This is a genomic window from Streptomyces sp. CNT360, from assembly GCF_000424785.1.
Genome location: NZ_AUKO01000002.1, coordinates 566,116 through 591,386 on the forward strand (window position 1 = coordinate 566,116; position 25,271 = coordinate 591,386).

20 protein-coding genes are annotated in these 25,271 nt (G+C 70.7%); 11 read left to right on the forward strand and 9 right to left on the reverse strand.

Annotation, left to right across the window (positions count from 1 at the left end; translation table 11 throughout):
• Positions 1–163: 163 nt before the first annotated feature.
• Positions 164–1,270 carry a sigma-70 family RNA polymerase sigma factor gene (locus tag H297_RS35010; RefSeq protein ID WP_078513800.1) on the forward strand — a complete coding sequence of 369 codons (1,107 nt, stop codon included), beginning with the start codon at positions 164–166 and terminating at the stop codon, positions 1,268–1,270.
• Here the strand turns inward: H297_RS35010 and xylA are convergent.
• A complete protein-coding gene (gene xylA, locus H297_RS0106960; RefSeq protein WP_027736444.1) occupies positions 1,252–2,418 on the reverse strand; it encodes a xylose isomerase in 1,167 nt (388 codons plus the stop codon). The two genes, H297_RS35010 and xylA, sit on opposite strands and share 19 nt — an antisense overlap.
• Before the next feature lie 235 nt (positions 2,419–2,653).
• Here xylA and H297_RS0106965 point away from each other — a divergent pair, with 235 nt between their 5' ends.
• The 7 genes from H297_RS0106965 to H297_RS0107000 all read left to right on the forward strand — a co-directional run bounded on the left by H297_RS0106965 (position 2,654) and on the right by H297_RS0107000 (position 11,299).
• Complete coding sequence (locus H297_RS0106965; protein WP_199787154.1) at positions 2,654–3,850, forward strand: IS110 family RNA-guided transposase; 1,197 nt, start codon at positions 2,654–2,656, stop codon at positions 3,848–3,850.
• 195 nt (positions 3,851–4,045) lie between these two features.
• Positions 4,046–5,488, forward strand: a complete 1,443-nt coding sequence (gene xylB, locus H297_RS0106970; protein ID WP_027736446.1) for a xylulokinase — start codon at positions 4,046–4,048, stop codon at positions 5,486–5,488.
• Between the two features lie 44 nt (positions 5,489–5,532).
• Positions 5,533–6,777 carry an ROK family transcriptional regulator gene (locus H297_RS0106980; RefSeq protein ID WP_027736447.1) on the forward strand — a complete coding sequence of 415 codons (1,245 nt, stop codon included), beginning with the start codon at positions 5,533–5,535 and terminating at the stop codon, positions 6,775–6,777.
• Between the two features lie 229 nt (positions 6,778–7,006).
• A complete protein-coding gene (locus H297_RS0106985; RefSeq protein WP_027736448.1) occupies positions 7,007–7,660 on the forward strand; it encodes a peptidoglycan recognition protein family protein in 654 nt (217 codons plus the stop codon).
• A 172-nt stretch (positions 7,661–7,832) separates the two neighbouring features.
• Complete coding sequence (locus tag H297_RS43165; protein WP_158693655.1) at positions 7,833–8,714, forward strand: hypothetical protein; 882 nt, start codon at positions 7,833–7,835, stop codon at positions 8,712–8,714.
• Between the two features lie 189 nt (positions 8,715–8,903).
• Positions 8,904–9,671, forward strand: coding sequence for a bestrophin-like domain (locus H297_RS0106995; protein ID WP_027736449.1), 768 nt, complete (start codon positions 8,904–8,906; stop codon positions 9,669–9,671).
• A gap of 161 nt (positions 9,672–9,832) precedes the next feature.
• Positions 9,833–11,299: an acyl-CoA synthetase gene (locus tag H297_RS0107000; RefSeq protein ID WP_027736450.1), complete on the forward strand. Its 1,467-nt coding sequence runs from the start codon at positions 9,833–9,835 to the stop codon at positions 11,297–11,299.
• Positions 11,300–11,356: 57 nt separating this feature from the next.
• Here H297_RS0107000 and H297_RS0107005 read toward each other — a convergent pair whose 3' ends face one another.
• The 3 genes from H297_RS0107005 to H297_RS0107015 form a co-directional block, all read right to left on the reverse strand.
• Positions 11,357–12,451 (reverse strand): MsnO8 family LLM class oxidoreductase, encoded by a 1,095-nt coding sequence (locus H297_RS0107005; RefSeq protein WP_027736451.1) that lies wholly within the window; start codon positions 12,449–12,451, stop codon positions 11,357–11,359.
• Between the two features lie 49 nt (positions 12,452–12,500).
• Complete coding sequence (locus tag H297_RS0107010; protein ID WP_027736452.1) at positions 12,501–13,178, reverse strand: response regulator transcription factor; 678 nt, start codon at positions 13,176–13,178, stop codon at positions 12,501–12,503.
• 91 nt (positions 13,179–13,269) lie between these two features.
• The gene (locus tag H297_RS0107015; RefSeq protein WP_027736453.1) at positions 13,270–14,475 is read right to left on the reverse strand and encodes an FAD-dependent monooxygenase; all 1,206 of its coding nucleotides are present in this window, start codon (positions 14,473–14,475) and stop codon (positions 13,270–13,272) included.
• Positions 14,476–14,744: 269 nt separating this feature from the next.
• Between H297_RS0107015 and H297_RS0107020 the strand changes: the two genes are divergently transcribed.
• From H297_RS0107020 to H297_RS0107030, 3 genes are all read left to right on the forward strand, one after another.
• Positions 14,745–16,187 (forward strand): lipase maturation factor family protein, encoded by a 1,443-nt coding sequence (locus H297_RS0107020; RefSeq protein ID WP_486589434.1) that lies wholly within the window; start codon positions 14,745–14,747, stop codon positions 16,185–16,187.
• Positions 16,188–16,738: 551 nt separating this feature from the next.
• Positions 16,739–17,293 (forward strand): DUF4158 domain-containing protein, encoded by a 555-nt coding sequence (locus H297_RS35020; RefSeq protein ID WP_064744785.1) that lies wholly within the window; start codon positions 16,739–16,741, stop codon positions 17,291–17,293.
• Positions 17,294–17,432: 139 nt separating this feature from the next.
• Entirely contained in the window at positions 17,433–18,170 is a 738-nt protein-coding gene (locus H297_RS0107030; protein ID WP_027736455.1) for a dienelactone hydrolase family protein, read from the forward strand.
• 1,262 nt (positions 18,171–19,432) lie between these two features.
• Here the strand turns inward: H297_RS0107030 and H297_RS35025 are convergent.
• The 5 genes from H297_RS35025 to H297_RS0107055 form a co-directional block, all read right to left on the reverse strand.
• Positions 19,433–20,998, reverse strand: a complete 1,566-nt coding sequence (locus H297_RS35025) for a sensor histidine kinase (protein WP_051351605.1) — start codon at positions 20,996–20,998, stop codon at positions 19,433–19,435.
• Entirely contained in the window at positions 20,995–21,744 is a 750-nt protein-coding gene (locus H297_RS0107040) for a response regulator transcription factor (RefSeq protein ID WP_027736456.1), read from the reverse strand. The genes H297_RS35025 and H297_RS0107040 overlap by 4 nt, the downstream gene beginning before the upstream one ends.
• Positions 21,745–21,903: 159 nt before the next feature.
• Positions 21,904–23,643 carry a CotH kinase family protein gene (locus tag H297_RS0107045; protein ID WP_078513802.1) on the reverse strand — a complete coding sequence of 580 codons (1,740 nt, stop codon included), beginning with the start codon at positions 23,641–23,643 and terminating at the stop codon, positions 21,904–21,906.
• On the reverse strand, positions 23,643–24,320 hold the full coding sequence (locus H297_RS0107050; protein ID WP_027736458.1) for a DUF4956 domain-containing protein: 678 nt from the start codon (positions 24,318–24,320) through the stop codon (positions 23,643–23,645). Before H297_RS0107050 ends, H297_RS0107045 begins: the two co-directional genes overlap by 1 nt.
• On the reverse strand, positions 24,317–25,162 hold the full coding sequence (locus tag H297_RS0107055) for a polyphosphate polymerase domain-containing protein (protein ID WP_051351645.1): 846 nt from the start codon (positions 25,160–25,162) through the stop codon (positions 24,317–24,319). The genes H297_RS0107050 and H297_RS0107055 overlap by 4 nt, the downstream gene beginning before the upstream one ends.
• Positions 25,163–25,271 lie beyond the last annotated feature (109 nt).

Sequence of the window (25,271 nt, forward strand, 5' to 3'; positions counted from 1 at the left end):
CGCCGTCGCGTGGGCAACGGCGCTCGGTGCCCGGGGGAACGCCTCCGTCCGCTTCCGCGGAGAGGACGGGCTGTCAGACCCTCCCTCTACATTCGTAGGTCTCACCGACTTCGCGTGTTCGCCGGCGCCGCCGGGCGACCGGAGCAGACGAAAGGCATGGACGATGGCCGACAGCCCCCGCACGGCGGACGCTCCCGCGAGCGGCCCCCCGGGCCCCGCCGACGAGCTGCTCGAACAGGCGAAGCCGTACCGAAAGGAACTGCTGGCCCACTGCTACCGGATGCTGGGCTCGGTCCACGATGCCGAGGACCTGGTGCAGGACACCTACCTGCGGGCCTGGCGGGCCGGCGACCGCTTCGAAGGCAGATCCTCCCTGCGGACCTGGCTCTACCGCATCGCCACCAACGCCTGTCTGACGGCCATCGAGCAGCGGGGACGGCGTCCGATGCCCTCCGGCCTCGGCGCGCCCTCCCAGGAGCCGGAGCAGCCGGTGACGGAGCAGCCCGAGGTGCCCTGGCTGGAGCCCATCCCGGATGCGATGTTCTCCGGGCCCGCGGGCCCCGCTGATCCGGCCGCGGTCGTCGTGCACCGGTCCTCCATGCGGCTGGCGTTGGTCGCCGCGCTGCAGCATCTTCCCGCCCGGCAGCGCGCCGTGCTGCTGCTCAAGGACGTCCTCGCGTGGCGCGCCGCCGAGGTCGCCGATCTGCTCGGAACCACGACGGCGAGCGTGAACAGCGCGCTGCAGCGGGCCCGCGCACAGCTCGAACAGGTCGCGCCGGTCGAGGAGGAGCTGACGGAGCCCAGCGATCCGGCCGCGCGGGAGCTGCTGGACCGGTATGCGGCAGCCTTCGAACGTTCCGACGTCACCGCTATCGTCGATCTCTTCAAGGAGGACGCCGTCTGGGAGATGCCCCCCTTCCCCCAGTGGTTCCGGGGACGGGACACCATCGTGCGGCTCGTCGGCGCCCAGTGTCCGATCGGCCGCGACGAGGGTTTCATGCTGCCGACGTCCGCGAACGGCCAGCCCGCCTTCGGCCTCTACAACCTGCGCGAGGACGGGACCTACCGGCCGTTCCATCTCCAGGTCCTCACCTTGCGCGACGGCAAGGTCGCCCATGTGGGCGCGTTCTTCGGCGACGCGCTCTTCACCACGTTCGGCCTGCCCGAGGCGGTGAGCGCCCAGGAAGCCGCGGACCGGCGCAAGGAGGGAGCTGCGAAGGGCGCCGTCAGCGCCCCCGCAGGCTTCCGGTGTCAGACCCCCAGCAGGTGATCCATGGCGAGCTGGTCGAGGTGCTCGAAGCCCATACCCCGGTCGGCCGCCGCCGCGACGTCGAAGTCCTCGAAGGCGCTCCGGTCGGCCAGCAGGGCGGCAGCGGTCTCCCCGGCGTCGAGGGTGGGCCGGGACAGCTCGTCCAGCCGGGAGGCCCGCAGTGCCTCCTGGACAGCGGGGTCGGCGCGGAAGGCGGCAGCCCGCTCCCGCAGGATGAGGTAGTTGCGCATGCACCCCGCGGCGGAGGCCCACACGCCCTCGGCGTCCTCCGTGCGGGGCGGCTTGAAGTCGAAGTGCCGCGGCCCCTGGTAGCCGCCGCTCTCCAGCAGGTCCACCAGCCAGAAGGCAGCGCGCAGGTCCCCGGCTCCGAAACGCAGGTCCTGGTCGTACTTGATGCCGGACTGGCCGTTCAGGTCGAGGTGGAAGAGCTTGTCCGCCCACATGGCTTGAGCGATGCCGTGCGGGTAGTTGAGCCCGGCCATCTGTTCGTGTCCGACCTCCGGGTTGACGCCGAAGAGCTCGGGGCGCGCCAGGCGTTCGATGAAGGCGAGCGCGTGCCCGACGGTCGGCAGCAGGATGTCGCCGCGGGGTTCGTTGGGCTTCGGCTCCAGCGCGAAGCGCAGGCCGTAGTCCTGTTCGGTGACGTACTCGGCCAGCAGGTCGAAGGCTTCCTTCATCCGGTCCAGGGCGGCCCGGATGTCCTTGGCCGCGCCGGACTCGGCGCCCTCCCGACCGCCCCAGGCGACATAGGTCTCCGCGCCGAGTTCGGCGGCCAGGTCGATGTTGCGCATCGTTTTGCGCAGTGCGTAGCGCCGCACGTCGCGGTCGTTCGCGGTGAACGCACCGTCCTTGAAGACGGGATGCGTGAACAGGTTGGTCGTCGCCATGGGCACGGTCATGCCCGTCGCGTCGAGCGCCTGCCGGAACCGTTTGACGTGCGCGTCGCGTTTGCCCTCGGGCGTCCCGAAGGGGATGAGGTCGTCGTCGTGGAACGTCACTCCGTACGCACCGAGCCCGGCGAGGCGGTGCACCGCCACGACCGGGTCGAGCGGTGCGCGGGTCGCGTCGCCGAAGGGGTCCCGCCCCTGCCAGCCCACGGTCCACAGTCCGAAGCTGAACTTGTCCGCCGGTACGGGCTCGTAGCTCATCTGCTGTCCTACCTTTCAAGGCATGGGTCTGATCTGGTCATTCGTAAGATCGGAGGGCCCAGGGGCTCTGGGTATGGCTGTCATGTGCTCGCCGGTTCGACGGCTCAGAGGACTTGGCCGCCCGGAGCCCCGCGACGACTCGACCGCCAATTGGGATACGCGACTCGATCGCTGCTGTAGGACAACGTCGGCGAGGTCGTCTGCGGGTGGGACGTGAACAGGCGAGCTGGCGGAGGTGGCCGTGCCCGAGATTTGGGCCGGGGTGGACATCGGCAAGGAACACCACCACTGTGTGGTGATCAACGCCGAAGGCGAACGGCTGTTGTCCCGCCGGGTGTTGAACGACGAGACGGAACTGCTTGAACTCGTCGGTGACGTCCTGGCGATATCCACTGACGCGTTGTGGGCCATCGACCTGAACCAGGGCGGTGCTTCTTTGCTGATCGGCCTGCTCCTCAGCCACGATCAGCCCATGGCCTACCTGACCGGCCTGGCGGTCCACCGTGCATCGGCCACCTACAAGGGCGAGGGCAAGACGGACGCGAAGGACGCCTTCGTCATCGCTGACCAGGCCCGCGTCCGCCGCGACATCGGCCTGTTGCGGCCTGGCGACGAGATCGCTGTCGACCTGCGGACCCTGACCACCCGGCGGCTGGACGTGGTCTTCGACCGCACCCGGCAGATCAACCGTCTGCGCGCCCAGCTCCTGGAGATCTTCCCCGCGCTGGAGAGGTCGCTGGACCTGGTCAACAAGGGTCCGGTGATGCTGCTGACGGGTTACCAGACCCCGACTGCGATCCGCCGGGCCGGCGCCAGACGGATCGAGACGTGGCTCAAGAACCGGAAGGTCCGCGGCGCCGCCACGTCGGCGAAGAAGGCGGTCGAGGCCGCCCAGGCCCAGCACACCGCGCTGCCTGGCGAGAAGCTGGCCGCCGCCATGGTGGTCCGCCTCGCGAAGGGGGTGATGGCCCTCGATGAGGAGATCGCCGAGCTCGACGCCCTGATCGAGGCACGGTTTCGCGAGCATCCGCACGCTGAGGTGATCCGTAGCCTGCCCGGCATGGGGACCAAGCTCGGCGCCGAGTTCATCGCCGCGACCGGCGGCGACATGGACGCCTTCGGCAGCGCCGACCGCCTGGCCGGCTTCGCCGGCCTGGCCCCCAGACCGCGCGACTCCGGCCGTGTCAGCAGCAACCTGCGCAGACCCAAGCGATATCACCGTGGTCTGCTGCGAGCGATGTACCTGTCGGCGATGGTCAGCATCACGAGCTGCCCTGCCTCCAAGGCGTACTACCAGCGGAAGAGGAACGAAGGGAAGGGCCACAAGCAGGCACTGCTGGCCCTCGCCCGCCGTCGCGTCAACGTACTGTGGGCGATGATTCGTGACGGACAGTGCTACCAAGGTTCACCTCCCGTCACGAAGGCGGCTTGACATCACGATTGGGAAGTCCTCTCCCGCCCTGTCAGGTCCTGGCACCCGGTTGCTCAGTTGCCTTGTCGATGTGTCGCTTTGTTGCTCTCCGAAGGAGAAAGCGACAAGGCAGCGCCGTGCGACAGCTATTCGTCATGGCTGCTGACAAATTAGTATGCGCACAGCACCGGCAGCGAGGGAAGGGATCGGCAGCCCATGACCGCACCGGAAGGGCCGCTCGTCATCGGAGTCGACAGCTCCACCCAGTCCACCAAGGCTCTGGTGGTGGACGCCGCCACCGGGGACGTGGTCGCCCGCGGGCAGGCGCCCCACACCGTCTCCCCCGGCGACCGCCGGGAGTCGGACCCGGAGCAGTGGTGGCAGGCGCTGCGCACCGCAGTGGGACAGTGCGGCCGGGCAGCGGCCGAGGCCGCCGCCGTGTCGATCGCCGGCCAGCAGCACGGCCTGGTGACGCTGGACACCGAAGGGCGCCCGGTGCGTCCGGCCCTGCTCTGGAACGACGTGCGTTCCGCGCCGCAGCGCGACCGCCTGCTGGACGCCATCGGCGGTCCGAAGGCGTGGGCGCAGCGGATCGGCAGCGTGCCGGCCCCGGCCTTCACCGTCACCAAGTGGGCCTGGCTGCGTGAGCACGAGCCCGAGGCGGCACGCGCCACGGCAGCCGTACGGCTGCCGCACGACTTCCTCACCGAACGGCTGACCGGGCAGCCGGGCACCGACCGGGGTGACGTGTCGGGCACCGGGTGGTGGTCGTCGGCGACGGGCGCGTACGACGAGGAGATCCTGCGCGTGGCCGACCTCGATGCCGGCCTGCTGCCTCCTGTCCTGGGAGCGGGGGAAGTCGCCGGTACGGTGCGGGAGAAGCACGGGGGCTTCCTCACCCCGGGCACACTGGTCGCGACGGGCACCGGTGACAACATGGCCGCGGCGCTGGGGCTGGGGCTGCTGCCGGGCCGCCCGGTGCTCAGCCTGGGCACGTCGGGCACGGTCTACACCGTCTCCGAGCGCCGCCCCGCCGACCCGAGCGGGACGGTCGCCGGGTTCGCCGACGCGCACAACGGCTGGCTCCCGTTGGCCTGCACGCTCAACTGCACCTTGGCCGTCGACCGGATCGCCTCGCTGCTCTCCCGCGACCGGGAGGACGTCGAGCCGGGTGGCAGCGTCACCGCGCTGCCTTTCCTCGACGGCGAGCGCACCCCTGATCTGCCCTACGCCACCGGCCTGTTGACCGGCCTCCAGCACGCGACCACGGGTGGCCATGTCCTCCAGGCCGCCTACGACGGCGCGGTCTTCGCCCTGCTGCGCGCACTCGGTCTCGTCATGGGCGAGGCGGGCGAGAGCGGGCAGGACGCACCCCTGCTGCTGATCGGCGGCGGCGCCAAGGGGGTGGCCTGGCGGGAGACGGTACGCCGGCTGTCCGGGCGCCCGGTGCAGGTCCCCCAGGCACAGGAGCTGGTGGCTCTGGGCGCCGCCGCACAGGCCGCCGGACTGCTGCTGGGCGAGGACGCGGCAGCGGTCGCCCGGCGCTGGCGCACCGACGACGGGCCCGCCTACGACCCCGTCGAGCGGGACGAGGACGCGCTCGCCCGGCTCGGCGCCACGCTGGAGGACGCGCAGACGCTGCTCACGGCCCGGCGCTGAACCGAACAGGGCAAGGCCTGCTCGGCCATGGAAGGAGCCCCTGCATGGCAGGCCACCCGGCCCGCACCGGTCCCGCCGGTCCGCAGCGCGAGATGCGCAGGCGCAATCTGTCGCGGGTGCTGCACGCCGTCGCCGCACGGGGCCCGTGCTCGCGCGCGACTGTGGCCACACACCTGGGACTGACCCGCACGGCAGTCTCCACACTCGTCGATGAACTGCTGCGCGGCGGCCTGCTGCGGGAGCAGGGCACCACTCCGCCCGGCGGCTCCGGCGGCGGTCCCGGCCGCCCCGGCACCGCCCTCGCGCTGCCCGGCAGCGGCCCCTGCGGACTGGGCGCGGAGATCGGAGTCGACCATCTCACGGTCTGCGCCGTCGACCTCCGCGGCGACGTACGCGCGCACGCACGCGTGGAGCACGACGGCCGGGACAGCGACCCGAACGTGGTGCTGGCCCGCCTGCGGTTGCTGGTGGACACGGTGGGCGGGGAGGCCCGCGACCTCAAGCTGTCCCCCGCGGGCCTCACAGTGGCGGTGCCGGGACTGGTGGCACGGGGCACGTCCCTCGTCGTGCGCGCGCCGAACCTCGGGTGGTACGGCACCGACATCGCCGCCGTCCTTTCCGGCGCGGGCGCGGCTGCCGGGTCCGCGCTCCCGCTGGGCGTCGACAACGAGGCCAATCTCGGGGCGTGCGCCGAACTCTGGCTGGACAGTGCCCGGGTGCCCCGCGACTTCGTCCACGTATCGGCCGAGGTCGGCATCGGCGCCGCAGTCGTGCTCGAAGGGGAGCTCCTGCGCGGCGCACGGGGGTTCGCCGGCGAGCTGGGGCACGTACCGGTACACCCCGACGGCGTGCACTGTGCCTGCGGTGGCCGTGGCTGCCTGGAGCAGTACGCGGGCGAGGTGGCGCTGTTGCGCGCCGCTGGGCTGCCCGCTGCCGGGCCGAGACGGACCGCGCTCGCCGCTTTGGAGGAGCACGCCGCCCGCGGAGACGGACGCGCGCGCGATGCGCTGGAGGAGGCGGGGCGGGCGCTGGGTGTGGCGCTGGCGGGGACGGTCAACCTGCTCGACCCGCGGGCGTTGGTGCTGGGGGGCGCGCTGGCCCGGTTCGCGCCCTGGCTGCTGCCCGCGCTGGAGAGCGAGCTGACCGGGCGTACAGCCGCGCCCGGGCAGCCGCCTGCGCTGGTGGTCTCAGGGCTGGGCGCGGAGGGACCGCTGCTCGGTGCCGCCCATGCCGCCGTCCGCGTGGTACTGGACGACCCGTTGTGCTACCTGGCTCACGCGGGGGAATGAAGGGAGTATGCGCAACGGGTCGGCACGGGTGGCGCGTCCGCGTGGTGGCCGTCCGACAGTGCTCCGTGACGGCGGTCCGCGAAGATCGCGGAGCGGTCAGAGGTCTGCCCAATGGCACGGTACTGCGGCTCTTGGCAGCCCTTCTGGCAACTGCCATCATCAACGCGCGTCAACTTGTCATGCACGTGCCCCCATTGCACTCCACCCCTTCCCCCCACTGGGAGACACGATGGATTCAGCACGCCCGCACCTGTCCGCACCGTCCCACCCGCAGAGCACCGCCCGCCGCGCGCTGCTGCGCGGTGGAGCCGGCCTCGCCGTTGCCGCCGGCCTCGCAGGCACCTCGCTCCTGACGAGCGGAGCCGCAGCCGCCCGCTCCAGACGAGCACCCGCCGTCGACTACCCGGACGCCGAGTGGGTCCCGGCCTCGTCGTCCAACTACACGGCAGCGAACCGGCCGACGGAATACCCGGTCGAGCTCGTGGTCATCCACGTGACCCAGGAGTACTACGACGACGCGGTCGCCATCTTCCAGAACCCGGACAAGGCCGTCTCCCCCCACTACCTGGTCCGGTCCGCGGACGGCCACGTCGCCCAGGTCGTACAGGAGCAGAACGTCGCCTGGCACGCGGGGAACTGGGACTACAACACCCGCAGCGTGGGCATCGAGCACGAGGGCTGGATCGACGACCCCGACACCTGGTTCACGGATTCGCTGTACGAGGAGTCCGCGAAGCTGACGGCGGACATCTGCCGCCGCCACAAGATTCCGGTGGACCGGGAGCACATCATCGGTCACGTCGAGGTGCCCGGAACCGACCACACCGACCCGGGCCCGTACTGGGACTGGGCGCGGTACATGGAGCTCGTCAAGGCGCAGTGACCGCCCGGTGACCGCCCCGCGGGACGACCGCACGGGCACATGATCGTCAACTCCGCGCGCCCGCATCCCAGTTCGGGCGCGCGGACAACCGGGCACGCAAACACTTCAACCCATCGTGTGACTACCGGCCGGAAGCCTTCTGCGCGCCGTCCGCACCCCTCATCCTCGGCGTGTGCAGCAACGCGACAGCGGGCGGGAACGCGACGACAGGCGGACCGGTGGCCGCGCACAACGGAAGACACGGACGACGGCTCTCGTTGTCTGCGCCGCACTCGGCACGGCGTCCGGCGTCGGGGCGCTGGGCGCCGCCGCCCTCGCCGCCGAACGGGATGCGGGCGGCACCGGTGCACCGGCCGCAGCAGCCGCACCCCCGGTCGCCGCCTCGCCACAGGCGAGCCGACGCCCCCTCGGCACGCCCCGCTCCCCGCTGCCGGCCTCCCCGGCAGCGAGCCCGACAGGCGGGGCACACCTGTCTGTCGACACGGGCGATGTGCGCCTGGAGGAGGACGCGGGCAGCCCTGACGGCTGCCCGGGGCCCTCTTTGACGGTCCACACCGCGCAGGGCACCACGGTGCACCTCTCCGCGGGGCACCGGCACTGCACCCCGGAACCGCCCCGGCCCTCCCCCACGCGGCCGACACCGGCCCCTCCGCGGCCCCCCGGCTCCCCACGAGTGCCCTCCAGTCCGGCGCCCACCCCACCGGCCCCCGAGAGACCGGCCCCCGAGGCGCCGGTGCCGCCGAAGGCCGCCGAAGCTGCGGCGCCGGCCCGGCACACCCTGCGCGCCGAACCGCCGGAACCCGCTCCTACCCGGGACGAGCCCTCGCCCAAGCCGCCCCAGCCGTCCCCCTCGCACAGCCTCGTCGCGGCTCCGCACCGCGCGCTGCCGGACCGCCAACAGCCCACCGGCGACATGTCGATGGTCACGCGCACCCTGCTGATCATCGCGCCTGCCGTGCTGGCAGCAGCCGCCCTGCGGCCCCGTAGCAGCGGCTCGCCACGGGCCGCGTCCGCAGCGTCCGGGGAAGCGGCAGGCGGCGGCGGTGACGCCTGATCCGGGACGCTGCCCTCCAGCGGACTCCCCTGTGCCGGGCAACGCGTGCGCGTGACGCCCCGCACGACACGCGTACGGATGGCACCGGCACACCGTTCCGTGCGGTTGTCCGCAGCTCACCGCACGGCGCACCTCACCCCTGCCTCATCTCCCACTTCTCTCCCCTGACCCGCTTCCTAGGAGGCCCCGTTGTCCGACTGGCTGGCTCTGCTCCTCGGCCTGCTCGCCGCCTGCCTGGTGGTCGTCGCCGTCCTCCTCCTTCGCGGTCGGCGCGCCAGCAACGAGGAGGACCCGTCCGAGACACCGGACGTCATCGAATACATGACCATGATGATCGGAGTGGTCTACGCGATCGTCCTGGGCCTGGCCATCGCGGGCGTGTGGGAGGCACGCGACGCGGCCGATGCCGCGGTGACCCAGGAAGCACAAGCGCTCCACGAGGTCAGTCAGCGTGTGCAGGTCTACCCCGCCGCAGAGCGCCAGCGGGTACGGGACGACGTCGACCGCTACGTGCACTACACCGTGAAGACCGAGTGGCCCCACATGGTCGAGCACGGGGAACTCACCGACCGGGGCGCCACCCTGCTGGAGCGGCTGCGCTCCGATGTCGCCTCCTACAAGCCGACGACCATGCAGCAGGCCCAGTCCTACCAGGCGGTCGTCGACCAGGTGGCCGAAATCGACGCCGCACGGACCACGCGCGGAGAGAGCGCCGAACCGACGATGCCCGGCGTCGTCTGGCTCGGCCTGTACGCCGGTGCGATCGTCTCGGTGGGGATGCTCTTCGCTCTGCAGATCCAGCGCTCGGGAAGGGAGCTGGTCCTGGCGGCGATCTTCAGCGCACTGATCGCCTTCCTGCTCTTCCTGGTCTGGCACTTCGACGCGCCGTTCGCCCGCGGTCTGGACGACCCGACGCAGGCCTTCACCTCGCTGTTCCCGCACGCGACCGGGTCGTGAGCGCGCACCGGCCGGAAGACGAGCGGGCCGGGGCCAGGCGGCCCGGGGCACGGGTGGTGCCCGAAGAACGGCGAGGCTTCCGGGACGGGGGAAGCCACCGGTCCGGCGAAGGGTGAGATGCTGGCGGGGCCCGCAGGCGAGCGATCACGAAGGAGTCCCGGGTGTCCCTGCTCTTCCCCGCGCTGCACACGGCGTCCGCCCACACGGCGCTGCGCTTCGGCGACCGAGCGCTCAGCTACGACCAGCTCTCCGCCGCCGCGAACACCCTGGCGGCGCGGCTGGAGCCGGCCACCCCTGCGGTCGTGTGGGCGACACCCAGCCTGGAGACGGCCGTCGGCGTGGTGGCAGGGCTGCTGGCAGGCGTGCCCGTCGTGCCGGTGAACCCGAAGAGCGGCGAGAGCGAGCTGGCCCACATCGTCACCGACAGCGCACCGGGGACGGTACTGGCGGAACCCGGCACGGAACTTCCCGACCTCCTCGCCTCGCTGCCGCGTGCCGATGTCGCACTGTCCGAGGAAGCCCTTCAGGCACAGACGGCCCCCACGGTGCCGCCTACCGAGCCCAACGCCGAGAGTGCCGCGCTGATCGTCTACACCTCCGGGACGACCGGCCCACCCAAGGGCGTGGTGCTCTCCCGGCGCGCGCTGGCCAGCAACCTCGACGCGCTGGCGGACGCCTGGGCGTGGACGGCGGACGACGTACTGGTCCACGGTCTGCCGCTGTTCCACGTGCACGGGCTGATCCTCGGTGTGCTCGGCCCGCTGCGCCGAGGGGGCTCTGTGCGCCATCTCGGGCGCTTCAGCACCGAGGGGGTCACCCGGGAGCTCGCCGGCGGCGGCACGATGCTGTTCGGCGTCCCGACGATGTACCACCGGCTCGCCGACGCCTGCGTGAGCGACCCCGACCTGGTACGGGCGCTGGCCGGTGCCCGGCTGCTGGTCTCCGGCTCCGCCGCTCTCCCGCTGCACGACCACGACCGGTTGACCGCAGCCACAGGCCAGCGGGTGGTCGAGCGCTACGGGATGACCGAGACGTTGATGAACACCAGTGTGCGGCCCGGCGGCACCTCGCAGCCCGGCACCGTCGGACTGCCGCTGCCCGACGTGGACGTCCGCCTCGTGGACGATGCCGGGCAGCGCATCCCCGCGGAGGACACCGAGACGGTGGGCGAGCTCCAGGTGCGGGGGCCCAACCTGTTCACCGAGTACCTCAACCGTCCCGACGCGACGACCGGGGCGTTCGACGGCGGCTGGTTCCGCACCGGCGACATGGCCACCCTGGACGCGGACGGCTCGGTGCGCCTCGTCGGCCGGAAGGCCACCGACCTGATCAAGAGCGGCGGCTTCAAGATCGGAGCCGGTGAGATCGAGAACGTTCTGCTCGGTCACCCCGCGGTGGCGGAGGCGGCCGTCACCGGCGAGCCGGACGAGGACCTGGGTGAACGCGTCGTCGCCTGGATCGTCCCGGCCGACCCGCTGCAACCGCCGCAGGAGGCGGAGTTGACCGCACTGGTCGCCGACCAGCTCGCTCCGCACAAGCGCCCCCGCACCGTCCGCTTCCTGGAAGCACTGCCACGCAACGACATGGGCAAGGTCCTCAAGCGCGAGCTTCCCGGGCAGCAGCGCTGAGACCGGCACCGCGCCCCGGCGCAGGCGGGCGGACAGCGGACGGGGCGTTCGCGGGTATCAGCGGGCTGCGGACGCCAGATCGTCCGGGAGCCGCCTGAGCCCGGCCGCGTCGGCAAGGCGGCGGTAGGAGGCGTAGCGGTCGGCCGGGTCGTAGGTGTTCAGGGTCAGCAGCAGTTCGTCGGCCCCCGTACGTTCCACCAGTCCGGCCAAATGGTCGGTCACCTCATCGGCTGTGCCGCGGATGTGGGACCGCCGGGCCTCCTCGAACACGGCACGCTCTTTCGCGCTCATGCTCCGGCTGAGCACGTCCTCGGGCGGTATGAGCGGCGTGAAGGTGCCCCGGGTGCGCGAGACCGCAGTCGACCAGGCCTCCGGCACCTGGAGAAGCTCGGCTTCCGCATGGCTCGCGGCCACGGCGGCGTTCACCGCGACCACGACGTAGGGTCCGCAGTCCAGTCGTGCACGGACGGCTTCGGGCTCATCGTCCGGCCGCGTACCCGGGCTGCCGTCGCCTCTCCCGCGTGGCCGGAAGGCGGTGCGGTAGGCCGCGACTGCCTCGCGGGTCCGGTTCTCGTCGCGGGACGCGCCGATCACCAGCGGCAGGCCCTGCTCCGCAGCCACGGCCGCGGCCGCGCCGACGGCGAGCACGAAGGCCGGCACCCGCAGGCCCTCGGCGGGGCGAGCGCGCACGGGTCCTGTGCCGTCGAAGTAGTCCAGCAGTTCGGCTGTCCGGGCGCTGAAGTCCTGCGCCGCGTCCTTGCCGACGCCCAGCGCCTTGCGGACCCCGTCGGTGAACCCCACCGAACGGCCCAAACCCATGTCGATCCGTCCTGGGAAGAGCGCTTCCAGAACGCCGAACTGCTCCGCCACCACCAAAGGCTGGTGGTTTGGCAGCATCACACCGCCGGTGCCCACCCGGATACGGGAAGTGGCCGAGGCCACGGCCGCCGCGAGAACCGTCGGAGCCGAGCCGGCGATTCCCGGTACGGCATGGTGCTCGGACACCCAGAAACGCAGGTACCCCAACTGCTCCGCCTGCTGCGCGAAGCGCACCGTCTCGCGCAGCGCCTGACCCGGGTGCCCGTCCGTGTCCCGGACCAAGGAGCGGTCGAGGACGGAGAGGGGGACCGTCAGCCGAGGTGTGGAAGTCACCTCGGGTACAACGCCTGTGAGCGCCACGGATTCCCGTTCGTGCCGAAGGTCACTCCTCGCCCGCGACCGCCTCCTCCACGAGCCCGGCGTCGTGGACGAGGAGCGCGATCTGCACCCGGTTGTTGAGGCCCAGTTTGGCGAGAATGCGGGAGACGTGCGTCTTGACCGTCGGCACGCTCATGTAGAGGGAGGCCGCGATCTCCGCGTTGGCCTGTCCCCTGCCTACCCCGTAAGCGACCTGGCTCTCCCGCTCGCCGAGCACGGTGAGCGCCTCCCGCGCGCCGGCCCGGCGGCTGCCCCGCCCCGCGGGGGTGACGTGCTCGATCAGTTGCCGGGTGACGGCCGGTGAGAGCACCGGCTCACCGGCAGCCACCTTCCGTACGGCGGTGAGGATCTCGGCGGGCGGGGTGTCCTTGAGGAGGAACCCGGCGGCGCCCGCACGGAGCGCTCTGAGCACCAGGGTGTCGGCGTGGAAGGTGGTGAGCACCACGACCTCGGGGGCCCGCTCGCGTCGGCGGAGGGTCTCGGTGGCGGTGAGGCCGTCCACGGTCGGCATTCTGATGTCCATCAGCACGACGTGCGGCCGGTGTGCGTCGACGAGGGGGAGCACCTGGCCGCCGTCCGCTGCCTCGCCCACGATCTCGATGTCCGGAATGCCGTCGAGCATCAGCCGGAGCCCGGCCCGTACCAGGGCGTCGTCGTCGACGAGGAGCACGCGAATGGTCATGCGCCCACGGTAGCCAGGACGGCTGCCGCCCTGCGGGCCCGGCCCGGCTGCACGAGGGGCCGCGAGTGGTCCGGGGACGACAGGGACGGCGTCACGGGGCTTCCGCCGTGACCGGGGCGTCCCACTCGATGCGGTATCGCAGCAGCCAGTCGCTTCCGGAGGTCTCCTCGTCGCGGCGCGCTCCGCTGCCGGAGGCGGGGCGCGGTACGACGCGTTCGCCGAGCCGTGCGCTGCGTGCGACGACGGCTTCCACCCGCTGGCGGCGCAGCAGTTCGTAGCGGGCGAAGGCCTCGGGGAGGGTGGGCAGGTCGCGCAGACACTTGGCCAGCACGACGCTGTCCTCGATCGCCATGGAGGCCCCTTGTGCGGCGTTGGGCGCGGCTGCGTGCGCGGCGTCGCCGATCAGCACCATGGCCCCGTCGGACCACACGGGCGTACTGGCCAGATCGTAGGCGTTGGTGGCGACCGTGCCCGGCCCGCCGGCCCGGACGATGCCGGCCGCCGGCGAGGCGTCCTCGGCGAACAGGCCGGCGACGTGGTCGCGCCAGTGAGCGCACTGCTGCGGCGTCACGGTCGCCAGCTGTTCCCGCGTGAGCTCGGCGCCCGGGGTGTTGGCGAACCACCAGACCTTGTCGTCGGGCGCCAGGATGCACCCCAGGAGGGCGCGCCTGCCCTGGATCATCCGGTAGGTGCCGGGCGGCGGTACTGCCTCCGGCGGTACACCGTCGGCGTGGCCGCAGACGGTGATCTGGCCGGTGTGACGAGGGGCGGGCGCCTCGGGGTCGATGAGGGAACGGGTGAGGGAGTGCACGCCGTCGGCACCGACCAGCAGGTCTCCCTCGGCGCTGGTGCCGTCGGCGAAGTACGCGCTCACCCTGCCGTCCGGCGCGGTGCGGGCGGAGACCAGCCGCTTGCCGTGCTCGACGGTGATCCCGCGACGTGCGGCCTCCGCGTGCAAAGCGCGGTTCAATGTCGCCCGCCGCAGTGTGCGCGGGCCGCGCATGCCGTCCTCGCCTGTGCCGGCCCCGCCGGCGACAGGTCGCGCTCCCAGGCTGTCGCCCGTGTGTGCGAGCATCTCGACACGTTCAGCCGGGAAGGACACCTCCAGCACCGGCTGCAGGGCGCCGATGGTGCGCAGCGCCGCCAGGCCGTTGTGGAAAAGCACCAGGAACGCACCCGCGTCGTCGGCACCGGCCGGATACGCCTCGTAGACGGTGGAGCTGATCCCGGCCTTGCCCAGCGACATCGCCGTCGTCGCTCCCCCGATACCGCCGCCGATGATGAGCGCGTGCGTCATGCTGCCTCCTGTCGGGAGCCCGTTTCTGCGGGCTCGCTGCCTCCGGCTCGGCCTCTCGGGCGCTGCCCCCGGTGCTCGGCCCGTGGTGCTCGATTCCGTGCTGCCCTCGCCCGTGGTGCCCGTGCTGCCCCCTGTACGGACCCCGCGCAAGGGCCGCGGGTTGCGTACCCGGAAGAGGGAATGCTTCCCTCCGGCTGCCGCCTCCAGCGAGCAGGCCGTCCTTGCGGGCTGTCGCCTGCGGGAGTGAGGGGGTGGCTCGGGTGGTACCCATGGCCGCCATGGAGTGGTTCACGCCGTGGTTCTCCGCATCCGGGTACGAGCTGAGCCGGCTGGTCCTCCAGCGGGCCCTGGCCGCCGTGTACCTCGTGGCATTCGTCTCGGCCGCCATGCAGTTCCGGGCGCTGCTGGGAGAGCGCGGCCTGCTGCCGGCCGCCGCCTTTGTCCGGCGCGTGCCCTTCCGTGCCGCACCGAGCCTCTTCCACTGGCGCAGCGACGACAGGGTCACCGGGGCCTGCGCCTGGGCGGGAGTCGCCCTGTCCGCCGCCGTGCTGGCGGGCGCCGCGGACGCCGTACCCCTGTGGGCGTCGATGGTGATGTGGGCGCTGCTGTGGGTGCTGTACCTCTCGTTCGTCAACGTGGGACAGATCTTCTACAGCTTCGGCTGGGAATCGCTGCTGCTGGAGGCCGGCTTCCTCGCCGTCTTTCTGGGCAACGCACGCACGGCACCTCCGGTGCTGACGCTGTGGCTGATGCGCTGGCTCCTCTTCCGCATCGAGTTCGGGGCAGGGCTCATCAAATGGCGGGGCGACCCGTGCTGGCGCGACCTGACCTGCCTGTACTACCACCACGAGACCCAGCCGATGCCGGGCCCGCTCAGTTGGCACTTCCACCACCTGTCCAAGCCCCTGCACCGGGTGGAGGTGGCCGCCAACCATGTGGCCCAACTGATCGTCCCGTTCGGCCTGTTCTTCCCGCAGCCGGTGGCGAGCGTCGCCGCGGGTCTGATCCTCGTCACCCAGCTCTGGCTCGTCACCTCGGGCAACTTCGCCTGGCTCAACTGGCTGACGATCGTGCTGGCCTTCGCCGCCGTCGACTTCTCGGCGCTCACCACTCCGTCGTCCGCCGCCACGTCGGCCACCCCGCTGTGGTTCGCCGCCGTGGTGTGCGCGGCTGCCCTGCTGATCGTCGTGCTCAGCTACTGGCCCGCCCGCAATCTGATCAGCCGGAACCAGCAGATGAACCGGTCGTTCAACCCTCTGCACCTGGTGAACACCTACGGCGCGTTCGGCAGCGTGACCCGGGTCCGTCAAGAGATCGTGCTGGAGGGGACCGCCGAGGAACGCCTCGGCCCCGACACCGAGTGGCGCGCGTACGAGTTCAAGGGCAAGCCGGGCGACGTGCACCGCCTGCCGCGCCAGTTCGCCCCGTACCACCTGCGCCTCGACTGGCAGATGTGGTTCGCGGCGCTCTCCCCCGCCTACACCCGCGGCTGGTTCGAGCCACTGATCGAGCGGCTGCTGGTCAACGACCGGGCGACCCTGCGGCTCCTTCGCACGAACCCGTTCCCGGAACACCCGCCCGCACACGTGCGCGCACTGCTGTACCGGTACCGCTTCACCACGCGGGAGGAGCGGCGCGAGACGGGTGCATGGTGGCACCGCACCTTCGTACGGGAGTACCTGCCTCCGGTCCACGCCTCCCAGCGGCGGTGACCGGGACCGGTGGCCCACCGCAACGCTGCCCCGTGGCAAGCCAGCGGGGTTCGTCATCCCGGCCCGCAACGACTACGACGCGATCATCGCCTACATCGCGGTCCTGCCGTCACACCGCGGCAACGGCTACATCGACGCCATCCTCGCCGCGGGCATTCGCATTCTCGCAACAGCACGTCCCCCGGATCGGCGCGTCCACAGACCTCGGCAACATCCCGATGGTGAACGCTTCCGGCCCGCTGGACACATCGATTTCAAGGGGGAGACCAACATGGCCGGGAGCTGATCGAGTACTGAGCGCGGGGGGTCTCAGACGGCGTCCCCGCCTGCCTCTTTCCGCCGCACACCCGCACTGGCCTCTCCCCTCTCTGTGGCAAGCGCATGGCGGTCGCCGAAGTCCGCCGAACGGCTCATTGGGGGGCATTGGCCGAGATACGTGACAAAGGGGCAGCGGGATGGACTTGAAGCCCTGAGCGCCCGCCGCTCGTCGCCCACTCGGCTCGGTGTCGTCAGCGGTGATATTGAGAATCGTCCGGGGCCAGGATGGGGTCGTGACATCGAGTGAACGGACCGAGTGTCCGAGGTTCAAGCGGCTGATCACCGCTCATGAACTGCATCTGCTCTTCTCCCCGAGCCGCGATGAGCTGGAGTGGGCGGCCGACGACACAGACTTCGACGAGCATCTGCTGGCCCTGCTGCTGATGCTGAAGACGTACCGCCTTTTGGGGTGTCCCCTGGCGCTGGAGGCCGTCCCGGGAGTGGTGGTGGACTGCGTCCGGCGGGCCGCTGCCGGAGGGCACGCTGCCGGTGTACCGGGCGGAACGGCCGTCAAGCACCACCGGGGCCTGGTCCGCAAGCAGGCCGACGTGACGTACGACCAGGCCAAGGCCTGGGGAATCGTCAAGCAGTCGATCCGCAAGACGACCACTGCGAAGTTCCGCCCGGCGGATCTGATGATCACCATCGCGCTGGAGCAGACGGTGGAGGCCGGGCTGAGGGCCGCCCGGGATCTCGACCTTCGAGGAGATGGCCTCGAAGAGCCGCACCGAGGTGAACGCCCCGATCCTTATGAGCATCCAAAACCCCATCAGACGCTGGGCAGGTGATCCGACAGCGCTGCCGTAAGAATGGGGACTGTGACGGTCGTTGTGAGCCCTCGCCATGTTGCAGAGGGACACCCGTGGTGTTCCGCCGGCGGCAGAACACCGGCCGGGCAGGGCTCGACCATCACTACAGTCCAGCCTCATGACGACGATGACGACTCGCACGGTCGAGTACCCGGCCGACGGTTCGACGATGATCGGGCACCTCGCTCTCCCGGCCGGTGTCGGCCGCCGGCCCGCGGTGCTGCTCGGGCCAGAAGGCATGGGGCTCAGCGACGTCGAGCGCCGCCGGGCCGATGCTCTCGCCGAACTGGGCTATGCAGCGCTCGCCTTCGACCTTCACGGCGGGCGCTATCTGGGCGACCCCGAGGAGATGCTGGCCCGTTGCACACCACTGCTCGCTGATCCCGACCGGATGCGCGGCATCGGCCATGCGGCACTCGACGTGTTGCGCACCGAACCGCGGACCGACCCCGACCGGATCGCCGCCGTCGGCTACGGCACCGGGGGCGCCGTCGGACTGGAACTCGGGCGGGACGGCGTCAACCTGCGCGCGATAGGGACAGTCAACGCACTGACCACAGGCCGTCCGGGCGAGTCGGCGCACATTCGCTGCCCGGTGTGGGCCGGGGTCGGATCGGAAGACCCGATCATGCCGCCCGCGCAACGGAACGCGTTCACCGATGAGATGCAGGCCGCGGGCGTCGACTGGCGCCTCACGGTCTACGGCGGCGCCTTGCACGCCTTCCACCACCCGCCGGTCGGCCACTCCGTGGTCCCCGGCGTCGGCTATCACCCACGGCACGCGCAGCGAGCCTGGCGCGATGTCGTCGACCTGCTCGCCGAGTGCCTGCCGGTGACGGAGGATCTCGGGGCATGACCCGGGTAAGCATGCTGGCCCCGGGCCCGGTCGGGGTCGGTCACTGACAGTCCCGTCTCTCCAAGCCCGCCACAGCTGCACCGCATCCGGGCGGATGCCCGATCACGGAGACGTCCGCCCCGGCGTCGACGCTCCGCGGACCCGCAGTCCCTCGTGGGAAGGGGCTGTCCAGGCCAGCGCGGTGCGAGCCGGGACGAGATGTGGTGCCCGGCGCGAGCGTCGAGGGTTGCGGTGGACTCGCCGTCGAGCTGGTTGGGGCTCACTCTCTCGGGAGGCCGGAGCTTGGGTTCGCGCGTCTCGGGAGAGCTGATCCGGTCGCTCAAGACGAGGCAGCACCCCCCGCCTGCCGAGGAGCCGCCCTCTGTCTGCCGGACCGACGTAGGTCTTGGTCAGCAAGGTGGCGACGGGCTGTGCCTGGTACTTGCCAGCGTCGAACTGCCCTCGAGGAGACGTGGGCGACCTCGTCGTAGCTCACTCTCGCCAGGTCCGCCCAGGCGGTGCACGTCGTACTGCCCGCTGTCCCGGTGCTGCTGTTCCTTGCCTCGGCCGCCCTGGTGCTGCTCCCGTTCGAGGCGCACGAGGATCCCACCGACCCGACCGCGACGGTGCGGGAGAGATGCGGATCCCTCCTCTCCCCCACACACTCAAGAACGCCGCTGGGCACTCCTCCCTCACACCCGTGTGCGAGTACGCCCGGAAGGCCCGTTGGAGCGCGAGCGGGCAGCTCCTGTTGTGGGGGGCCGGCACCACCGCACTCGTCGGCGCCGTACACATCCGACGGCGGCGCCACCGGAGCCGCCCGGCCGCAGCGCCACGGCAGGTCCGCGACAGGTGACGGACCGGACCTGCACGTTCGGTCTCAAGGGGAGCGACACGCTTCCCGTCCTTGCGCTCCGGTCGGGGCTCGCCGGAAACTGCGCTCATCACCGTGCGTCGGGTGTGCCGCGCCACAGCCTGCGTCCAGCTCCTGCATGACCACATCCGCCACCCCGGCCGGCAAGCCGGAGCTGCTGCCGTTCCTGCTGACGGTCCAGCAAGGTGCAGCGGCTTGCACACCACCGCGCTACGTGGCCTTGCTACCGCTACCGCTGCCGCTGCCCGGGCCCGACCCGCAGCTTCTGGCCGTCACGGTGGCCGTCAGGGCCGCGTGCGGCGGCGTCGGCAACCTCACCGAAGCAGACCTGCCTGCTCTGGGGCTGGGCGATCCACGCGAGGCCGTTGTCGCATGCTGTCGCCGGCCACCGGCGGGAAACCGGCTGAGGTCATTCCATGCCGGGCGGGCTCAGGCCCCCGGGGGGCCGTCGTGGAGGGGTGATCGTCGCGTCGGGCAGCAGCAGACGGAAGGTACATCCTAGGCCGGGCCGGGTGTCCAGCTCCAGGCGTCCGCCATGGGTTTCGGCGATGGCTGCGGCGATGGCCAGGCCGAGGCCGGATCCTGGTTCGCCCTGCCGGCACGTCGGGGCCGCACGGTAGAAGCGGTCGAAGGCATGCGCGGCCTCGTGCGGGTGCATCCCGGGGCCGTCGTCGGTGACTTCGATGACGCCTACCGGCATACCTGGCGCCACCTGCGCACCCGCGCTGACGCGGTGGGGCCGCTGCGTGCCGTAGGTGTCCTCCCCTGCGCGAGCGGCACCGACGAGGACACGGACACGGCTGTCGGCCGGGGTGTGGGCGCAGGCGTTCGCGAGGAGGTTGCCGAGGATCTGGGCGAGCTGGTGAGGATCACCGGACGTCTCTACTACGTCGAGTTCCTGCGCTCTGCCCGGTGGTGCGGTGAGCGGCTCCAGCCCGATGGCGCGGTCGGGATGGCGCACCGCGGTGGTGGCGATGGCGTTGGCCGCCAGGGACAGCAGGTCGACCGGCTCGCGGTGGGAGGCGGGCCGGTCTCCGAGCTTGGCGAGCAGGAAGAGGTCCTCGACGAGGCGGCTCATTCGGTCGGCGTTGTGAGCGATCAGAGCGTGTGCCTCGTTGCTGCGGTGGCCGGGCATGCCGGGCTCGGCGAGGAGGAGCTCGGCGAAGCCCTGGATGGCGGTCAGTGGGGTGCGCAGCTCATGACCGGCGTCCGCCATGAAGCGGCGTAGCTGCCGTTCGGAGGTCTCGGCTCGGTGCAGGGCCGAGCGCAGACGGTCGAGCATGGTGTTGAGTGCCAGGCCGAGGCGGCCGACCTCGGTGTCCGGATCGGGCACGGGGACGTTCAGTTCGAGCGCTCCTCGCGTGATGTGCTGCGCAGTGCGCTCGACGCGGGTCAGCGGGCGCAGTCCCAGTCGGACGGCCGCGTTCCCGAGCGTAAGGACGCCGGCGAAGACGGCGGCGCCGAGACCGACGCTGAACCACAGCAGCTTGGTCGTGGCACCGTCCACGGTGTTCAGCGGAAGGGCCACCACGGCCCGTACATGGCGCGGGCCGGTGTAGGAGATCACCCGCCAGGCCGCGCCGTCGTCCTCGTCCGGGACGGTGGTCGGCTGCCCTTCGTCCAGGTCCAGACCGGCGGCACGGGTGGGCAGCCTCGGCCTCGCGTCGCTGCCGCTTCCCAAAGACGTACCCAGCAGGCGTCCCTCCTGGGAGTAGAAGAAGACGCGGAAGTCGGAGGGCAGGACATCGTCTGTGCTGGGGCGCCGCAGCGCGCCGTCGTCGGCGATGTCGCGGTAGACGCCGTCCGGCGGCCGGAAGTGCGCAAGGCGGTCGTCGACCTGGTCGGTGAGCCACGAGCGCAGCACGGTCAACCCGGCGATCTGGCAAAGGATCACGGCGCTGGTGGCCAGCAGGCTTGCGATCAGTACGAGGCGACCACGCAGGGAACGGGGGCGGAACCGGTGCGGCCACCTCACGGTGCGGCAGCCCTCGTCTCCTCGCGCGGCAGGCGAAGGCAGTAGCCGACCCCGCGCACGGTGTGGATCAGCGCGGGCTCGTAGCAGTCGATCTTGCGGCGGAGGTTCTTGATGTAGGTGTCGACGATGCGGGTGTCGCCCGAGAAGTCGTAGTGCCACACCTGCTGGAGAATTCTGCTCTTCTCCAGCACACGTTCGGGGTGGGACAGCAGGCAGGCCAGGAGCCGGAACTCGGTCGGCGACAGCCTCAGCAGCGTACCCGCACGCCGCACGTCACGGGTGCTCTCGTCCAGCGTGAGGTCGGCGTAGCGCAAAGGTGGCCGGACCCCCGGGACGGGAGCCGGGGCGTTGCTGCGGCGCAAAATCGCGTGGATGCGCAGCAGTACCTCCTGGACATGGAAGGGCTTGGTGACGTAGTCGTCTCCTCCGGAGCTCAGTCCGATGATGCGGTCCTCGATCCCGTCACGAGCGGTGAGGAACAGCACAGGTGTGTAGGTTCCCCGGGAGCGCAGCTCGCGCACGAGCTGGAAGCCGTCGGTGTCGGGCAGCATGACGTCGAGCACGATCAGATCCGGGCGGCGGTCCACCGCAGCCCTGGCTTCCTGGCCGTCGGCCGCCACCACCACGGTGTAGCCGGCGGCACCGAGCGCGGAGGCGAGCAGGGTCCGGATGCTGGGGTCGTCCTCGACGACCAGAACGGTGTGACCGGTGGCGGTCGTCCACGCGGGAGCGTGCTGGTCACGCATGTGCTGACACCTCGGGGTGGGGGCGGCCGAAGCCGCCGAAGAAGGGAACTGCGGTGGGGTGCGGCGTGATGGTAGTCAGGGACGCTGTGAGCGCCGCACAGGCGAACGGCGCCCCGGGCCGTGGCCGTGAGGCCACAGCCCGGGACGCCGTTCGTCCGGTCAGCCGGTCACCTTCTTGTCCTTGGCCAGAGCCGCGGAGCGGGTGCTGATCGTCTTGCGGAGCTTGGCGACGGCAGTGTCCAGTTCCTTGGAATCCGCCCCCGTTCTGCGGGCCTGAGCCGCGAGGTTCGTCAGGTCCTTGGCCGCGGCGCCCGACTTGTAGAACTTCTGGTACAGGTTGCGGTATGCCCTCGTGTAGACCTTGTCGAAGGCGTCGGACTTGAGGAACTTCGTCTTCAGCGGATGCTCCATGGAGGGGCCCTTGCGCTGGTCCTGCCCTTTGCCGCCCTTGCCGTCCTGAGCGCCCTTGGCGCCCCCTGCCCCTCCGGGCACGCCTCCCGGCATCCCTCCAGGCCCGTCCTGACCTGCCTTCTCGCCGTTCTGCGCGCGGGCCCTGTTCCCGTTCTGGGTGCCGGCCTTCTTGCCATCGGCCTTCGCCCCGGGCATGCCGCCCATACTGACGGAGTCGTCCGGCCCGGCCGTCGCGTCTCCGCTGAAGGTCAGGTTGTAGTCCCAGCCCAGGACGGAGAACCTCTTGGCGTCCAGGTCGTACCAGAGCAGGTAGTTCTTGCCGGGGCCTGCCATGTCGTCGAAGTTCAGCAGCAGGTTCTGCGCCGCCAGGTAGCCGGCGAACGAGTCGACGTCCACGTGCTTGTCCAGATCGCGGGCGAACTCCTTGTCCGATGCCTTCTCCGCCCACTTGATGAGCTTCATCACCGGCTCCAGGTCCTGGCTGCCCTTCTTGTTGAGCTGCTTGAACGAGCTCTCGTAGTCCGAGGGGTCGTCGCCGCGATAGGCGAAGCTGCCGCTGGCTTTCGCCTTGTACAGCACCCCGTTCCCCAGGTCCTCGGCGTAGTCGGTGTCCGGGCTCTCGACCATCAGGCGCGTCGCGGTGGGCCGGTTGTTCACCCGCATTCTGGTGAGGCTGTACCGCTCGGCCTTCTGCCCGCTGCTCCTGGTCAGGGACAAGGACACCGCCTCGTTCAGCGGCACCTGCCCGTTGCTGCCAGGGCGCAGCGAGATCTCCCGCTCGCCCTGGTAGGCGCGGCCCTCGACGTATTCGTCGATCTTGACGAGCCAGGGCAGTTCCTCGGGCTTCTTCGCGGACAGGTCGAACTGCATCATGCCGCCCGGGCCGCCCATGCCCCCGGCTCCGCCGGGACCGCCGCCCGCCTTCTGGCCCTGGCCGCGGTCCCGGCCTCCGGCCCCGCCTGGGGCGCCGGCCGGAGCACCCTGCGCGCTCTTGGGAAGATCCCGGCCGCCACCGGGCATGCCCTTCTTGCCGCGCAGGGAGGACAAGGTGGAGTTCCCCTTGAGACGGATCCCGACGTCATTGAGGTAGACCCCGTCGATGGTGAGGTCCGCCTCGATGTAGTCCTTGGTGCCGTCGTCCTTGAACTCCTTCATCATCTTGTCGAAGTCGGTCTGCTCGTAGGTGAGCTGGACCGAGTGCGACACCGACGTGTCGTACAGGTCCACCGTCCCCTCGACGTTCTCGGTGACGGCATCCGCCTCGGCACGCGAGGAGGACGTCACGTACGGAGAGATCCGCGCGTCGCCCACGAAGTAGACGATCGCCGCGAGACCGACACCCAGAGCCGTCGCCGGTTTCCAGTGGTGCCTCAGCCGCACGGGAAGCCGGTCCCGCAGCCTCCGGCGGCGTTTCACGGCAGTGGTGCGGATGCCGGTGCTGTCGTCGTCCGGGCCGTGGTCGATAGCCGGGCCGCTGTCGCCCGTCATCACAGGTCGGTGCTGTCGTAACCGGTCAGGACCGTCACCCGCTGCCCGGATGTACGTTCCTGCAACGCGTTGACCAGGTCTGCGGGTTCGGCGCCCTTCTTCATCCGCACCGTGTAGAAGATCTCGTTCAGCGCTCCGCCCCGGATGGTCTCCGTGCTCACCAGCTCGAACTCGCTGGTGTACTTGATCAGGACGTCACGGATCTGCGGCGTGTAGTCCTCACCGGCCGGCACCTGGACCTTGACCACCTGACGCTGCACGTTCAGCGCGAACCAGTTGAACTTGAACATCACCAGGACGACGACGCAGATCACCGCGGCGCCGACCGCCGCCAGTGTGTAGAAGCGGGCACCGCAGGCCATGCCGATGGCCATCGCCAGAAAGATGAAGCCGACATCCCTGGTCTCCTTGACCGCGTTCCTGAAACGGACCACCGACAAGGCACCGACCAGCGAGAACGCGCGGGCGAGGTTCGACCCGACCACCAGCATGATCAGCGCCACGATCATGCCGACGACGACCAGCGTCTGCACGTAGGACTGGCTGTAGGAGACATTGCGGTGCGTGTAGCGGTACGTATAACCGATCAGCGTGGACAAGATGAACGAGAGCGCCATCGCCGCCACGACGTCGGCCACACTGAACGTGCCGCTGAGTTCCTGCAGATCGAAATTCACTGTGCTCCTGCCTTCAAAGGCGCATCCGGTGCCGACCACTGCTGCGCCGACTGGCCCGGGGTGGGGGTAGGGGTGGGTGGCGGGTAGTCCGCTTCGTTGACGTGGAAGACCGAGCGGGGCGCCTTGCCGAACGCCTCGACGGACTGCACGTACTTCGAGACACGTACGAGGTTGAGGTTGCGCCGGGCTGCCAGGTCGGTGATCCAGTGCGGGGTGCGCTCGTTGACCTTGATCTCCATGACCGACAGATGCGGAGGAATGGTGAACCGGTTCTCCGGCGTCTCGGTACCGAAGTGGAAATCCCGGTCGCGCCCGCGGACGCGGCGGTCGAAGGTGACCCGCAGACCGGTGTCCGCATCGCGCCCGACCAGCGCCTCACGCTGATACCCGGTGATCGCGGTGGGCTGGAGGTTCAGCCGCACGATCAGTTCGAGGACCTCCTGGACGAAGGCGCTCTCCTTCGCCGAGTGCCGCACCATCTCCCGTCCGTCGCACAGCTGCCGGGCCACCCCGTAGGGAAGGGTGATGCGTCGCTTCTGCGTGACGCGGTTCACACGCTGTTTGATCTCCACGCACACCGGCGATGCGTCGGTGACCTCGTCGGGCCCGCCGTAATGGCGGATCCGCAGCTTGCGGCGGAACTTGAGGCCCTCGATCTTCTCCCAGTAGAACCGGAGCTGAGGAGTGTCGTAGTACAGGCTCCACACCCCGTAGCCACCGACCGGACTGTGCAGGTCGCGGTCCATCCGCTCACCCAGCTCGTCCCTGATCACCGCGGCTTCCTCGACGGGAACCAGGTACTTCAGCTCGAACCGGTTGAACGCGTGCAGCCGACTGGCCACGTGCAGCGGCTCCTCGCCCACCGCCCCAGCGCTCTCCTCCGTCCCAGCCTCCTCGGCACGCTGCTCGCGCACCACGGCTGCCTCGGATCGGAACACCATGTGCCTCCTT

Excerpts from the sequence above, each read along its gene's own strand:
- H297_RS0107030 (WP_027736455.1), top strand. The coding sequence starts at position 17,433 with ATGACGACGATGACGACTCGCACGGTCGAGTACCCGGCCGACGGTTCG.
- xylA (WP_027736444.1), bottom strand. The coding sequence starts at position 2,418 with ATGAGCTACGAGCCCGTACCGGCGGACAAGTTCAGCTTCGGACTGTGG.
- H297_RS35010 (WP_078513800.1), top strand. The coding sequence starts at position 164 with ATGGCCGACAGCCCCCGCACGGCGGACGCTCCCGCGAGCGGCCCCCCG.
- H297_RS0107010 (WP_027736452.1), bottom strand. The coding sequence starts at position 13,178 with ATGACCATTCGCGTGCTCCTCGTCGACGACGACGCCCTGGTACGGGCC.
- H297_RS0106985 (WP_027736448.1), top strand. The coding sequence starts at position 7,007 with ATGGATTCAGCACGCCCGCACCTGTCCGCACCGTCCCACCCGCAGAGC.
- H297_RS0107015 (WP_027736453.1), bottom strand. The coding sequence starts at position 14,475 with ATGACGCACGCGCTCATCATCGGCGGCGGTATCGGGGGAGCGACGACG.
- H297_RS0106980 (WP_027736447.1), top strand. The coding sequence starts at position 5,533 with ATGGCAGGCCACCCGGCCCGCACCGGTCCCGCCGGTCCGCAGCGCGAG.
- H297_RS0107045 (WP_078513802.1), bottom strand. The coding sequence starts at position 23,643 with ATGACGGGCGACAGCGGCCCGGCTATCGACCACGGCCCGGACGACGAC.
- xylB (WP_027736446.1), top strand. The coding sequence starts at position 4,046 with ATGACCGCACCGGAAGGGCCGCTCGTCATCGGAGTCGACAGCTCCACC.
- H297_RS0107040 (WP_027736456.1), bottom strand. The coding sequence starts at position 21,744 with ATGCGTGACCAGCACGCTCCCGCGTGGACGACCGCCACCGGTCACACC.
- H297_RS0107020 (WP_486589434.1), top strand. The coding sequence starts at position 14,745 with ATGGCCGCCATGGAGTGGTTCACGCCGTGGTTCTCCGCATCCGGGTAC.